We start from the raw sequence: 14,598 nt of genomic DNA on the forward strand, positions 1-14,598 counted from the left end.
AAACAATCAAGGAGTGTCGAATATGACTGCTGAAACGCACGTCGAGCGTCTGCGAGCCAGGCTGCTCGGCAAACAGGGCGGCGCAGCCGCGTCGGGCGACGACGCGCCGATGGCGCGGGCCGCTTCCGCCAGGGTCGCGGTGGGCCCCGAGCATTACGACTTCGCGCAGTTTCCCGAACTGCGCGAGTACGCGAACACGCGCTGGTACTACGACAAGCAGGGCTACGAGTGGAACATGTTCCGCGAGCATGTCGGCGTGGCCAGCGCGGAAGTCGAAGTCGCCGGACGACGGGTGATCAATTTTTCGTCGTACAACTACCTCGATCTGTCGGGCGATCCGCGTGTGCAGGCCGCAGCGAAACAGGCCATCGACGACTTCGGCACGTCGACCGGGTCGGGGCGGATCATCATGGGCGAGATTCCTGTCTTCAACGAGTTCGAGCGGGAACTCGCGGACATGCTCGGCGTCGAGGACGCGGTGCTCGGCGTCAGCGGTTATGGCACCAACGTCGCGGCAATCGGCTATCTCGCGCGCAAGCAGGACCTCGTGCTGTACGACGAACTGGTTCACAACAGCATGCTGGTCGGCGCCAAACTGAGCGGCGCGCGCCGCTTCGCGTTCCCGCACAACGATTGCGATGCGCTGGAGCGGTTGCTGGTCGAGCATCGCGGCAACTTCGAGCGCGTGCTGATCCTGACCGAAGGCGTGTTCAGCATGGACGGCGATATTCCCGATATCCCGCGAATGATCGAGATCAAGAAGCGGCATCGCGCGCTACTCATGGTCGACGAAGCGCACTCGATGGGCGTGATCGGTCCGCGAGGACTCGGCGTGGTCGATCACTTCGGTTTGAACAGCGCGGATATCGACGTGCACTATGCGTCGATGAGCAAAGCGTTCGCGACGATCGGCGGCTACATTGCCGGCCGCCGCGAGTTGGTCACGATGCTCAAATACTACGCGCCGGGGCTTGGCCTCTATATCGCCTCGCCGATGCCGGCGAACGCCGCGGCTGGCCTGGCCGCGTTGCGCATCATGCGCGCCGAGCCGGAGCGCGCGCGCCGCGTGGTGGAGAACGCCAACTACTTCCGCGAGCAGGCGGCGCGCGCGTCCCTGAATGTCGGGGCGAGTGCGGGGTCGGCGGTGATTCCGGTGATGTTGCCCGACGCGGAAATGGCGCTGTGGATGGCCGCGCGGATGTTCGACAACAACATCTTCACGTTCCCGATGATTTTCCCCGTAGTGCCGCGCGACGCCGCGCGCCTGCGCTTCTTCGTCAACACGGCCCATACGCGTGAACAGATCGATCGCACGATTCGTCTGCTTGCTGAACTGAAGGCTAACGCGCCGGCGAGCAAGGGGCTGTTTTGAAGCAGATTCGCTTTGATGTTTTCGGTCCGCCGTCGCACGCGGCGCGCTGCTGCGAGGTGCCGTCGCCGGGCCAGCCATCGGCGTGGGAAGTGCTGGTCGATGTCGAAGCCTGCGCGATCAACCCGGCCGACCTGGCGAGACTCGCGGGGCGCTACGGCGAGTTGCCGAAGCTCCCTGCCACCCTCGGTCTCGATGCGGTCGGGCGGATCGTCGCTTGTGGCTCCTCGGTGGCGGACCTCGCCGTGGGCGACCGCGTCATTCTGATCAGTAACGACAACTGGTGTCAGCAGCGCCGTCTCGCCGCGTCGCAGGTGTTCAAGGTTGCGCCCGAACTCGACGTGCTGCAGCTTGCGGCACTCAAGGTGGGCGCGTGCACGGCGCTAGAACTGGTGCGCCGTCACGCCGCCCTGGAGCGGGGCGCATGGATCGTGCAGACAGCGCCGTTGTCGAGCGTCGGGCGCGCGGTGATGCAGATCGCGCGGCACGACGGCCTGCGCACGCTGAACATCGTGCGGCGTCCTGACGCGATCGACGAAGTGAAAGCGGCTGGCGGTGATGCCGCCATCGTCGATGGTCCGGATCTGGTCAAGGCTGCCCGGGACGTCATGGGCAGCGCGCCGGCGATGCTTGCGCTCGACGCGGTCGGCGGCAATGGCGTTGCGAGGCTCGCCCAGCTACTCGAGCGCGGCGGCACGATCGTCAACTACGGCATGTTGTCCGGCAAGCCGATCGAACTCGGCTGCGACGAAGTCATTTTCGGCGGCATCAATCTGAAGGGCTTCTGGTTGACCCAATGGCTATCGCGCATGACGCAAGTACAGCGCAACACACTGATCGCGGAGGCGGTCGGTTTGCTGAGCCTCGGCGTTCTCCACGCAGAAATTGCAGCGACCTATCCGCTCGATGCCATCGGCAACGCGTTGCGTCATGTGGACGAACCGGGCCGTCGCGGCAAGGTTTTTCTGCTGCCGAACGGACCCATCGAGCGGCACAGCACGTCGCCTGTCGATGCTGTCGCCGCCCATCGTTAAAGAATCGGAATATCCATGAGTATCGATCTGCATGAATCCGCGCCGCACGATGCGGACGCCGGGCACGTAGCCGCGCGCGCCGCGCCGGTTGCACGCCTGATCGGCGTGAGCAGGACATATGGCGATGTGCATGCGCTTGCCGACATCAACCTGGACGTCCAGGCCGGCGAGATGCTGGCGATTGTCGGGCCATCCGGCAGCGGCAAGACCACACTGCTGAACCTTATCGGCCTGCTCGACAAACCGTCGGCGGGCGAGATCCAGGTGTTGGGTGAATCGACGGCGCGCCTGAGTCCGGTGGAATACGCGAAGCGCCGGCAATCGTCGATTGGCTTCGTATTCCAGAGCTACAACCTGATCCCCGTACTCGATGCAGTCGACAACGTGTTGCTGCCGCTGCGCCTCGCCGGTCGCACGAGCCATGCGCAGAATGCACGCGCTCGCGAACTGCTCGACGAAGTCGGACTGCAGGGGCATCACCACAAACGCCCGGACCAGATGAGCGGCGGGCAACGTCAGCGTGTCGCGATCGCGCGTGCGTTGATCACCGAGCCTCGCCTGGTTATCGCCGATGAGCCGACCGCCAGCCTCGACACCGACAACACACGAGCGGCGATGCAACTGTTCCAGCGACTCAACCGGACGCACGGCGCGACCTTCGTTTTTTCGACCCACGACGAGCGCGCGTTGCGCTATATGAGCCGGTCCATACGCCTATGCGACGGACGGCTGCCAGATGGAGAAGAACTCTGATGCATTCGCTTGTTCTCGCGCTCAAGAACGCGTTCAGAAACCGCCGTCGCAGTTTTGTCACGCTGGCCGCAATTGCCCTCGGGCTCGCCGCGATCAATCTGTTTAGCGGTTATATCGCCAATGTTTATGCAGGGCTTGAACAGCAGGCCGTGATGGGCGAACGGCTTGGACATCTGACGATCTTCAAACGGGGCTTCGAGCTGGAAGGCAAGCTCCATCCAAAGCGCTTTCTGTTTTCGCCAGAAGAAACGAAGAAAATCGACGCGCTTATTTTGCGTGAGCCGGGCACGAAACTGGTGTCGCCGCGGCTCAGTCTGAACGGGCTGATTTCGAATGGCAACGCGTCGACGGTATTCATTGGCGAGGGCATTGTTGCCGACCATAACGACAAACTCGGCGCGGCTCTCGAAGGCGATTCGGGCGGTCACCTCGATCCGCATAGCGATGCTGGCGTTGCCGTGTCGTCTGATCTCGCGAAGCTGCTCGACCTTAAAAAGGGCGAGACCTTCAGCCTGCTAGCTTCGACTATCGACGGCCAGGCCAACGCGGTCGATGCGGATGTCGTCGATATTTTCAACACCGGCAGCGCGGGCACGAATGACAAATATGTGCTGACCACGCTCGCGCTCGCGCAGTCGCTGATGAATACCGAGCAGGTGAAGCTGCAACTGAGCCATCGTCTGCGGGCTGCAGGATTCGATGTCGAGATCAGAACATGGCAGGAAATGTCGAGCTTCTACACGCAGGTGAAGGGCCTCTTCGACATGATCTTCTCGTTCATTGCAAGCATCGTTCTCGTGATCTCCGCGATGAGTGTGGCGAACACGATGTCGATGGCGGTGATCGAGCGCACCCGTGAAATCGGCACGCTGCGCGCGCTGGGTCTGACTAACGCGGGGGTGGTCAGGCTGTTTGCATTCGAAGGATTCTGGATCGCGCTGCTCGGCTGTCTATTGGGTCTGATCGTCACGATCATCGCCGCGCTTTGTATTAACGCCTCTGGCATCGGCTATATGCCGCCCAATTCATCCGATCGCGTGCTGCTCCAGGTCGACCTCGACTGGATTCGTATGGGTGGCATCGCGCTGGCAGTGAGCTTCTTTGCTGTGCTGTGCGCCGCCTATCCGGCGTATCGCGCGACGCGCGTCGAAGTGGTCGATGCATTGAGCTTCGTTTAAGCGGCTGGGTCGCTTCAATTGTTTCTTTATCAGGTATGACGTTTATGCAGCTCTTAAAGAAGACCGCTTTTCTGCTGGCTTCGCTGGTGCTCGCCAGTGCAACTTACGCGGCCGGTTCACCAGCCAATTCAACATCGACGCCGGACGCGACGCAGATCGTGGCGGCCAGCGATCGCGCTCGCGGCGGCGGCCTCAATGGCGTGCAATGGACCATCGACATTACGGGCCAGGATTCGGGCGGACCGATCGACAAGCGTACGTATGTTGTCCGCGCAAGCGGTGAAGACAGTCTCGCCGAGGCCACCTATCCGCCGCGCGAAGCGGGTGGCCGTCTGTTGCAGAACGGACGCAGCATGTGGTTCGGCAAGTCGACGCTGACCAAGCCTGTCTCCATTTCGACGCGACAGAAAATGGTGGGCCCTGCATCGAATGGCGACATTGCGTCCACCAACTACGCGAAGGATTACGACGCCACGTTGCTCCGTATCGAGCAGGTGAACGGTGAAAACGCGTACGTGCTCGATCTGGTCGCGAAGAGCAAGTTCGTGACCTACGACCGGATCGTCTACTACGTGTCCATGTCGCGCCTCGTGCCGCTCAAGGCCGAGTTTTACACCGTATCGGGGAAGATCTTCAAAACGGCTTCGTTCGAAATGGGGAACCGACTCGATATCGACGGCGCTGTGCAGCCGTTTGTCAGCAAGATGAGTATTCAGGACGCTATCGACAAGTCGAACTTCTCGTTGCTGCAATACAGCGAAGTCACCACGAAGAAATTCGGCGCGGATATGTTCAACCTCGGCTCACTCAATCGCCCCTGATCGCAGGCTATCGAAGTCATGCATCTGAAAAGGGCGAAGGGACGGCCGCGCAAGCAGCCGGTCGGAACGACGCGTGTCGCGCTTGGCCTGCTTCGCACGCTCGCGCTGATATCGACCGTTATGCCGGATTCGGTGCGGGCTGCCGACGCGCAGGATGACGACGCGTCGTCGGGCCGCTTCACGTTGCGTCAACATACGCAACTGGTCGGCTACGCGTCGGCGTACGTCGTCAATACGCGCTCGCTTGCCAATCCGAATAACCAGATCGCGAAGCTGCCCACAACGCAGGCGCAATTCGCTCCTCGGGTGGACCTGACATTGACGGTCGATCCGTGTTATCTGCAACTGAAGCCGCGTGGCTTTTTCGTCTGGCAAGGCAATACGCCTGGCGCGAGCGGCACGTCGACCGACGCTTACCTCAATGAAGGGCGTCTGTCATGTCAGGCGGGTCCGGTCAATGTCGAGGTTGGCCGCAGCGTACTGCTTTGGGGCAGTTCGATCATGCTGTCGCCGAGTAACCCTTTTTTCGCGGAAACGGGCAAGACCGATCCGGTCAGGGAGTTGCTTGGTCGCGACATCGTGCGCGTGAGCGCGCAGATCAACCCGTCGTGGAGCGTTGAAGCGATCAGCAACTTCCACGTGGATACACGCGATACGACAAAAGAAAACTTCTCTCCCGTGACGGCGCTCAAGGTCAACTGGACCGGCGATTCGGCGTCGGCGAGCGCGCTGGTGTCGCATCGCGATAACGGGGTGGACCGGATCGGCGCATATGGAACATGGACGGCGTCGGATGCGCTGCTGTTCTATGGCGACGCGTCGTTGGGGCGTGGGCGTAATGCGTTATTCGCCGTACAGCAGCCCCAGGCACCGGCAGGTTGGACCTTCCTGCAAAATCAGACACGCGACAGTTCGCTTCGCACGAGTGCGCTGCTCGGCGCGAGTTACACGTTTATCTCGGGTTGGACCCAAACTCTCGAACTGCTCTACAACGGCGATGGGTACAGCAGTGGTGAACGGCGTTCTTATCAGAATGCGATTCAGTCCGGCAATACGGCGCTTGCAGCAGGTAATGCAGCGGCGGCAGGTTTGCTCGGGCAATCCCTTAACCCGCAGCAGAGTCTCCTCGGGCAACGTTACGCGCTGGTTCAATTGGGCCGTACGGATCTGTTCAACAAGCTCGATGTAACGCTACGGTACATGCAGGCATTCGACGCGCCACGAGGCGGTAATCTGGCATTGTCGGTCAACTACAAATTGAGCCCGACAGCGGAACTGTTTGCATACGGGCAATGGAATGTGGGGAATTCGCAGTCCGAGTTTGCCCAGCTCTACCGGTTCTCCGTGATAAGTGGTTTGCGGTACTACTGGAATTGACATCAAGGGGATTGGCGAAAACCCGTGCATCGCGCAGCGGTTCTCTCATGCGGATTCGTCGGAAATAATGGGCTTGGAAATATGGAAAAAGGCTCTAGACTTTATTTCGTGCCCTTTTCTTCGCTGTTTTTCCGGAGTTGAATCGGGCGCTGCAGCAACTAGCCGGGCCAGCATGGAGATAGATTGTTTCTTAGCCCATGTCGGATGCAGCGCTATTCAGACAGACCCGGTGAGAGACCACGAAAGGAGACACGGCCCGACATCACTCAAAGAAAATGTTTCTGCTCACCAGATCGATGCCGCCGAATGTGCCCGGTGGCGGATCGCAGGAGAACACAACTTCCACGGAGTAAGCGATGGCAACCAGAACACCATGGCGAACGCTGTTATCTCTGACTTTCCTCACGTTCACAATGATGGGCAACGTCGCCCGCGCGGATGAAATTCCGATCGTCACGGGCCAGCAATGGACGACCTCAACGGTTGAAGCCAAGAATGCCTATCTCGTGGGCATTGCCAATCTGATCGATATAGAGAACGCCTACTATGCGAAAAACGGCCAGGCGACCAACAGGGACATCGCGCCGCGCTTTGCGAAAGGCATGCAGGGGCAAACGCTCGACAGCGTGCGTCAGGGCGTCGATAACTGGTATGCCACCAATCCCACGATGATCCAGCATCCCGTGATCGAGACCATCTGGTTTGAAATGGTCTTGCCCGGTTTGCAAAAGAGTCAATAAGGAGCCGATCATGAAACGACTTGGATGGATCGTGACAATCGGGGCTCTGGTCATTGCAGCCGGATGCACGGACATGACCCCGCGGCAGCAAGGCACGATGAGCGGTGCAGCGCTCGGGGCGGCGGGCGGCGCGGGCATCGCGGCGATCGCGGGCGGCGACGCGTGGACCGGCGCGCTCATCGGCGGCGCGGCGGGCGGTGTGGCTGGGAATATTGCAGGTGGGCGTCGATAGAGTCGCCACGTAGTTGGCCTGGAAGTTATCGTCAATTACACACTGTCAGGTAAGTCTTGCCGGACGCGAAGCAACGCAATGTTGCTTCGCAGAAATTCATCTGCTTTTTACACGCGGGCGTGGCTGATTGCTGCGCGCCGCGCGCCTGTCTAAAAGAACCGCTCGTCCGGTTCTTCCAGTTCATCGCAATTCAATCCATGGCGGAATGTGGCATCCTACGTTAGCGTCGATACGTTGACGGGAGAACCTGAACGGCCACGCAAACCATCCGTCGAAATTGAACGAATGTCCAAAAGACTTTAGGATGTCGAAGCGGAGTTCAATCGACACAACGTGCCGTGACCACAACCGATCCAAAGCACTTTCATAGCCTTCGTGGATCACATCAGTGGCAGGTCGATTAACGGTATGAACGCAGAGCGCTGACAAAAACCACACCCCTCACTGTGAGAGCAAGAATGCTACGCAAGCTGCTGAAGGTGACAAAAATAGGCGTACTGGTTCTGGTCCTGCTCGCCATAGGCGCATTGGCATTGCGTGCATGGTATTCGCAGCGCGGACCCGCTTTGTCGGTCTGGCATACCTACGTGCCGCGCGAATTGACAGTCGAGGAAATGGACACCGGCGACTGGAATACGTATCTCAAGGCGGAGGCCCGCATCTTCGACGACGTGCGCACCAACGTCGTCGAAAAGATAAGTCCCGCCGAGCGTGTTCCGTCGAACCGGTACTACGAAGGTGCGCCGATTTATCCCGAGCACTTCAAGGACGACTGGAATCGCTCGTACATACTCGAACCGTCGGGCCCGCCGGTTGGCGCAGTTGTGATGCTGCACGGCCTGACGGATTCACCGTTCAGCTTGCGGCACATTGCGCGCCGTTATCGCGACCGGGGCTTTGTCGCTATCGGCATTCGTCTGCCGGGGCACGGCACGGTGCCGGCGGGTCTGACGAGCGTCGAATGGCGCGACTGGGCTGCGGCGACGCGGCTGGCGGTGCGTGAAGCGCGTCGGCGCATCGGTCCCGACAAGCCGCTGGAACTGGTCGGCTTTTCGAATGGCGGCGCGCTGGCTTTGCAATATGCACTGGACTCGATCGACAATCCCGCGCTGAGCCGCCCCACTCGTGTCGTGCTCATTTCACCGATGATCGGCGTGACTCGTTACGCACGATTTGCCGGGCTCGCGGGAATCCCGGCAATCCTGCCAGCCTTCGAAAAAGCCGCGTGGCTCGGTGTCGTTCCAGAGTTCAATCCGTTCAAGTACAACTCGTTCCCGGTGAACGGCGCGCGTCAATCGTATCTGCTGACCCGGACCATTCAGGATCAGATCATCCGGTTGCAGCGTGAGAACAGACTGGTCGACTTGCCGCCTGTGCTGACGTTCCAGTCCGTAACGGATTTCACTGTCAGCACGCCGGCCGTGATGTCGTCTCTATACGATCAGCTTCCGCAGAACGGCAGCGAAGTCGTGTTGTTCGATGTGAACCGCAGCGTGCGATTCCGCACCTTCCTGCGCGTAGCGTCGTACACCGCGCTATCGCGTCTGCTGCGTATCGGTCCGCAAAACTATCGGACCACGGTGATCGCCAACGCATCTCAGGAATCGGCTCACACGGTCGAGCGCAGTGTCGATGCGGGAGAAGTGGATGTGCGGGTGAAGCCGTTGGACATCGATTATCCGCAGGATATTTTCTCGTTGTCGCACGTCGCGATTCCGTTTCCGGTGACGGATGCGCTCTACGGCATTGCGCCGAACGACGAAGAAAACTTCAACGAAAACCTCGGCACACTCGCACCGCGCGGCGAACGCGGCACGTTGATTCTCACGCTCGACTCCATGTTCCGAATCGCGTCGAATCCGTTCTTCCCATATTTGCTGCAACGTATCGACGAAGGGATCGGCAAGATGCCTGGTCCTGTGGTTCAGTCGCCGGTACGTTCTCATGCGACCGCTGCGGGGCAGCCTGCCGACGAGGCCGCCGACGCTGCCGAGCTGGAAGAAACCGACTCGTATGTGCCGTGAACGATGGAAGGCCCGCGATAATCGCGGGCCATCATCACAAGTGTCAGGGCTGATAAGTCGGATCGACGATCGTCCAGAACGCTGCCTTCGGCCGCAAATTTGCATCGAACAACAGCGGCAGATTGTTGCGCGGCGCGGGCGTCGAAGTCAGCCACGTGTGCTTGTCCGAGTAACCCCAGAACGTCACTGCCTTGATGCTCGGCTCATGTTCGAACAGATCGAACACGGCCCGATAGCGCAGCGCCTGCGCGCGCATCACGTCGTTCGGGACCGGATTGCCGAGGTCGGGCAAACACGCATGCGGATCGCTCCAGCATGCGCCTGAATCGGTATAGAGACTCACGTCGAGTTCGGTCACCTGGTTTTCGAGGCCCATCGCGGCCACGTCGTCGAAAGCCTGCTTGAGGTGCGCCACAGGCGGCCAGTTGACGCTGATATGCATCTGATGCCCAACGCCGTCGATCGGCACGCCCTGCGCGCGCAATTCACGCACTACAGACAGTAGTTTCGCGCGCTTGCTCGCGTCGTCGGTGCTGTATTCGTTGATATAGAGCTTGACGTCGGGATCGGCGGCGCGCGCCGCACGGAACGCAATCGCGATGTAGTCCTTCCCCAGCGCGCGATACCACGGGCTGTCTTCACGATAGACCTGATGCGGATCGTCGCTGATCACTTCGTTGACCACGTCCCACGCATAGACCTTGCCGCGAAAATGCGTGACCACATCGGTCACATACCGGCGCAGACGTGCGGCGACGATGTCGTGATAATGCGGGTCTTTCGGATCGCCCGCGAAGAACCACGCGGGCGCTTCGGTCCAGTCGCCCGCACGGAAATGCCAGGCGAGCGTGTGACCTCGCACTGCAATGCCATGCGCCTGCGCGAACGCGATTATCTCGTCGGCGGGCGCGAAGTTGTATTGGCCTTCAGCTACGCCGATGGTGCCAGGTTTCATCTTGTTCTCTGCGGTCAGGCTCGAGAACTGCGCGGCGAGAAGGGCTGCGTCTTTAGGACTTTCTATCGAGTCAGGTTCGATCGCCGCGCCGATTTTGAAATGCGCAGCCATCACGTTTTTCAGTTGCGGCGTCGCTTCAGCCGGTGCGGCTGCAAGCGGCGGACCGTCGTGAGCGAGCGGCGCGTTAGTGCTCACGCAGCCTGTGGTCAATGCGACGGCACCGAGCGTGGCCGCGAGGTAGAGCAGGCGTGTCGAGGTCGATCTGAAGCGCATCCGGGGTCTCCGTGTCGTATGTTTTTCTGTCGATACGTCGCCTAACCTGTCGTAACGTTATCGGTAACATGCGATACTAAGCAGACGCTGCAACAGTCGCTATGCGGGGTTTACCTGACCCGTTCCACGGTGTCATCGACAGGCGCCGATTCGTGCGCGAGCGGGCTACATCCGAAGGTCGCCGAAGTCGGAAAAAGAGGTGGCTGCGTATTCCGAAAGCCGTTAAACGGTCCGGCACGCAGCCGATATTGAAACCGCATCAGTTTGATAAGCTTGACCGGATTACACATCGGGTCAGACCAACGCATGGGCATTCGACAGCTCGCCAGCGAGCTTAATCTTTCCGTTTCGACCATTTCGCGCGCGCTGAACGACAGCGACGAAGTCAGTGCCGAAACCCGCGAACGTGTACGCGCCGCAGCGCTTCGGCATGGCTATGCGCCTAACAAGGCGGCCGAAAGTCTGCGCAAGGGCAGGCTCGACATCATCGGGCTGATGCTGCCGATGCGCCGCGAAGAAGAGAACTACACGCTCGGCGTTTTCATGACGCTCGCCGACGGCCTGCAGTCCATCCTGTCGCAGCACGGCATGGACCTTGTGATGTACGCGAGCGAATCGTGGGACGACGAATGTGCCCGGTTGCGCCGCATTGTCGAGCGTCGTCACGTGGATGGGGTGATCCTCGCGGGCACCCGGCATCACGATGAAAGGATCGACTATGTGGCGGCTCGCAATTTTCCCTTCGTCGCGCTGGGCCGCAGCGAGTCGGGCGGCGAGCACGCATGGGTCGACCTTGATTTCAAATCCGCCGCCGAGGCGGGTGTTGCGCGGCTGGTGGCGCTCGGACATCGGCGAATCGCGCTGGGCATTCCCGATAACGACGCGATGCAGGCGCACGTTTATCTGCATGCCTGGCAGGAGGCAATGGCGAAGCACGGGCTCGAAGTGCCCAAGGGCTTCGTACGTCGCAACGAGTTGTCGGAACGCGGCGGCTATCAGATCACGCAGGAGTTGCTGGAACTCGCGCGGGCGCCGACCGCATTGATGTTCCAGAGCGACTGTATGGCGATCGGTGCATATCGGAAGCTTTACGAACTCGGCAAGACGCCGGGTCGCGATCTGGCTATCTCCGGTGGCGTGCTGACAGGCGAGCTTGCCGAATTCCTCGCGCCGCGTCTGACTGGTTTCACACTCGACGCTTACGAGTTAGGACGACGCCTCGCGCAATCGTTGCTCGCGCAGTTTCCCGACTTCGCAGATACCTACGGCGACGCGCGCGAGCCTTCGCTTTGGCCGTTGTCGCTGCGAGAGCGTGATAGCGACGCGTTACCGCCGGAGTCGTCAAAAGCCGTCAGGAAAAGGTAAGTGACGGCTCATGGCTAACCCGTACTTGAACCGCAACCGGCATTGCGTATTTCGGGAAATCCGATTGCGATTTTCGCCGCCGACTTGACACTATTCGTTCTACAAGCAAAGATGCGCTGGCTTCCGGAAACGTTTCCGGAAACAACGACAGCGGCGACGCCGACGACCTGAAACGTCGCGCGTCGTCAGAAAAACCGAGAGAGACGGCTCAACCGCAGTTCGAAAAATGAGCCAGAGACGAGCGTGGTTTGATCGCGCGAAAATGGAGACACCATGAAGAAGCTACTGGCCGCGTCCGCGGCATTGGGTTTGGCATTCTCGCTTTCCTGCACCGCCTTGCACGCCGCGACGCTGTCCGTCTGGGCCGTGGACGAGCCGGACAATTACACCGAAAAAATGGCGCAGGAGTTTGCCAAACTGCATCCGGACGTGCATCTGCAAATCCGCAAGGTAGGTTTCGCCGCGCTCAATGACGAGACCATGCGCGCAGTGATGTCGGGCAGCATGCCGGACGTCGTGCCGATCGATAACCCGAATACCGCGATGTTCGCGTCGAAGAACGCGCTGCTCGACCTCACACCTTATCTGGCGAAGTCGAAGGTGATCGACGCGAAGCAGATCTTCCCCGGACCGCTGAAGAACGCAAGCTGGAACGGCAAGGTGTATGCGATTCCGCGCGGCACCAACACGCTCGCGCTGTACTACAACGAAGACATGTTCAAGGCTGCAGGACTCGACCCGAACCATCCGCCGCAAACGTGGGACGAGTTGTACGCGGACGCGAAGAAGCTGACCAACGCGCAGAAAAACGTCTACGGTCTCGCGTTTTCTGCGATCAATAACGAAGAAGGTGTGTTCCAGTTCCTGCCGTTCATTCAGGCGACGGGCGCCGATTGGGACAAGCTGAACGATCCGGGTGCGGCACGCGCGGCAACGTTCTGGCAGAAGCTGATGGACGCGAAAGTGGCATCGCCCGATACGCTCACGCACACACAATCGGAAGCGGCGGCGACGTTCATCAACGGCAATGCCGCGATGGACATCGACGGTCCGTGGGAACTGAACGCGGTCGAGAAGGGCGCGAAGTTCAAGTGGCGAGTCGCATTGCTGCCGACAGAAAAAGCGGGCGGCGCGCGCGCGTCGGCGCTCGGCGAACAGAATCACGCCATTCTGCGCGGCGCAAAAGATCCGGACGTCGCGTTCCAGTTCCTCGAATACATGTACTCGCAGCGCGGCCGCAACTGGAACGATTTCGGCATGCTACCGCCGTCGAAGGACACCAACACGGTGAATCCGAAATGGCCGCAAGCGTACAAGGCGTTCAACGAGCAGATGGAGTACGCCCGTGCGCGCGGTCCTAATCCGCAGTGGCCGAAAGTCTCGAAGGCGATTTCCGACGCGATGCAATCGGTACTGACGCACCAGGCCGCGCCAGCTCAGGCGATGACCACTGCCGGTCAAACGGTGCAGGGCGTCGCTCACTAAGCAACGGGTTTTCACGTCGCTGTGCCGGGATTGCCGGGCGCCCTTCGTGGTGCCCGGTTGACCCATGCCGTACCTGTCAGATCAAAGCCATGAACACATTAATGCGCCGCTTCCCGCGCGCCAATGCTTTTGAAATATCGCTGGCGGTGTTCGCACTGCTGTATCTGCTGATATTCGCGGGGTTGCCGCTTATCTACAACATCGTGTTGTCGTTCCAGCAGGTCGACCTGATGGAGCCCGCCACGCTGTTGCGGCCATTTGTCGGACTCGCCAATTATCGCGATGTGTTCGGGCGGCCCGAAGCGCGCCAGGTACTCGTTAATACAGTGTTGTTCGTCGGTTTGTCGTTGACGTTCCAGATCATCATCGGCTTTCTGCTGGCGTTGCTGTTTGCGCAGGATTTTCCGTTTGCTAGTGCAATGCGTGGCCTGTTTCTCGCGGGCTGGATCATGCCGGGTTTAGTAGTCGGTGTGATCTGGAAACTGATTTTCGCGGGCGATTACGGCGTGCTGAATCATGTGCTGATGCAAACGCATCTGCTGAACGAGAAGATCTTCTGGTTATCGGACCCGGCCTGGTCGCTGTACGCGGTGATTCTTGCGAACGTATGGCTCGGCGTGCCGTTCAACATGCTGCTGTTGTCGGTCGGCCTTGCCGCGATTCCCGCCGATCTGTATGAAGCGGCCGAACTCGACGGCGCGAACCCATTGCAGCGCTTTGTCGGCATCACCCTGCCGATGATGAAGGCTACGCTCGGCGCAGTCATCGCACTCGGCGCAATCATGACGATGCAGCAATTCGATCTGATCGCCGCGTTGACGCAAGGCGGCCCAGCCAACTCGTCGCAAGTGGCGCAGTTCTGGTCGTGGCAGTTGTCGCTGCAAACGTTCGAGGTGTCGGCGGGCTCTGCGGTCGCTACGTTGATGTTGTTGCTGGTGCTGGTGGTCGCGGTGATTTACGTACGCTCGACCCGCAACGAAAGGATGGTCTGA

General features: G+C 60.2%; 13 protein-coding genes. 12 read left to right on the forward strand and 1 reads right to left on the reverse strand.

The features are described 5' to 3' along the window. Positions 1–22: 22 nt before the first annotated feature. The 9 genes from BLS41_RS32900 (at position 23) to BLS41_RS32940 (ending at position 9,528) form a co-directional block, all read left to right on the forward strand. On the forward strand, positions 23–1,372 hold the full coding sequence (locus BLS41_RS32900; RefSeq protein WP_074771938.1) for an aminotransferase class I/II-fold pyridoxal phosphate-dependent enzyme: 1,350 nt from the start codon (positions 23–25) through the stop codon (positions 1,370–1,372). Beyond that, positions 1,369–2,403, forward strand: a complete 1,035-nt coding sequence (locus BLS41_RS32905) for a zinc-dependent alcohol dehydrogenase family protein (RefSeq protein ID WP_074771940.1) — start codon at positions 1,369–1,371, stop codon at positions 2,401–2,403. Before BLS41_RS32900 ends, BLS41_RS32905 begins: the two co-directional genes overlap by 4 nt. Before the next feature lie 15 nt (positions 2,404–2,418). Continuing rightward, the gene (locus BLS41_RS32910) at positions 2,419–3,156 is read left to right on the forward strand and encodes an ABC transporter ATP-binding protein (protein WP_083380195.1); all 738 of its coding nucleotides are present in this window, start codon (positions 2,419–2,421) and stop codon (positions 3,154–3,156) included. After that, entirely contained in the window at positions 3,156–4,334 is a 1,179-nt protein-coding gene (locus BLS41_RS32915) for an ABC transporter permease (protein WP_074771942.1), read from the forward strand. Before BLS41_RS32910 ends, BLS41_RS32915 begins: the two co-directional genes overlap by 1 nt. 44 nt (positions 4,335–4,378) lie before the next feature. Beyond that, the gene (locus tag BLS41_RS32920; protein WP_074773347.1) at positions 4,379–5,155 is read left to right on the forward strand and encodes an outer membrane lipoprotein-sorting protein; all 777 of its coding nucleotides are present in this window, start codon (positions 4,379–4,381) and stop codon (positions 5,153–5,155) included. A gap of 18 nt (positions 5,156–5,173) precedes the next feature. Beyond that, a complete protein-coding gene (locus BLS41_RS32925; protein ID WP_074771944.1) occupies positions 5,174–6,532 on the forward strand; it encodes a hypothetical protein in 1,359 nt (452 codons plus the stop codon). A gap of 413 nt (positions 6,533–6,945) precedes the next feature. Further along, entirely contained in the window at positions 6,946–7,272 is a 327-nt protein-coding gene (locus BLS41_RS32930) for a hypothetical protein (protein WP_253189866.1), read from the forward strand. 10 nt (positions 7,273–7,282) lie between these two features. Further along, complete coding sequence (locus BLS41_RS32935; RefSeq protein ID WP_074771948.1) at positions 7,283–7,504, forward strand: hypothetical protein; 222 nt, start codon at positions 7,283–7,285, stop codon at positions 7,502–7,504. Between the two features lie 458 nt (positions 7,505–7,962). Beyond that, positions 7,963–9,528 (forward strand): alpha/beta hydrolase, encoded by a 1,566-nt coding sequence (locus BLS41_RS32940; protein WP_074771950.1) that lies wholly within the window; start codon positions 7,963–7,965, stop codon positions 9,526–9,528. 43 nt (positions 9,529–9,571) lie between these two features. Here BLS41_RS32940 and BLS41_RS32945 read toward each other — a convergent pair whose 3' ends face one another. After that, entirely contained in the window at positions 9,572–10,756 is a 1,185-nt protein-coding gene (locus BLS41_RS32945; protein WP_074771952.1) for an endo-1,4-beta-xylanase, read from the reverse strand. 306 nt (positions 10,757–11,062) lie between these two features. Here BLS41_RS32945 and BLS41_RS32950 point away from each other — a divergent pair, with 306 nt between their 5' ends. From BLS41_RS32950 to BLS41_RS32960, 3 genes are all read left to right on the forward strand, one after another. Further along, a complete protein-coding gene (locus tag BLS41_RS32950; protein WP_074771954.1) occupies positions 11,063–12,121 on the forward strand; it encodes a substrate-binding domain-containing protein in 1,059 nt (352 codons plus the stop codon). 273 nt (positions 12,122–12,394) lie between these two features. After that, positions 12,395–13,606, forward strand: coding sequence for an ABC transporter substrate-binding protein (locus tag BLS41_RS32955; RefSeq protein WP_074771956.1), 1,212 nt, complete (start codon positions 12,395–12,397; stop codon positions 13,604–13,606). A gap of 89 nt (positions 13,607–13,695) precedes the next feature. Continuing rightward, positions 13,696–14,598, forward strand: coding sequence for a carbohydrate ABC transporter permease (locus tag BLS41_RS32960; protein WP_074771958.1), 903 nt, complete (start codon positions 13,696–13,698; stop codon positions 14,596–14,598).

The organism is Paraburkholderia fungorum (genome assembly GCF_900099835.1).
Lineage (GTDB): Bacteria > Pseudomonadota > Gammaproteobacteria > Burkholderiales > Burkholderiaceae > Paraburkholderia > Paraburkholderia fungorum_A.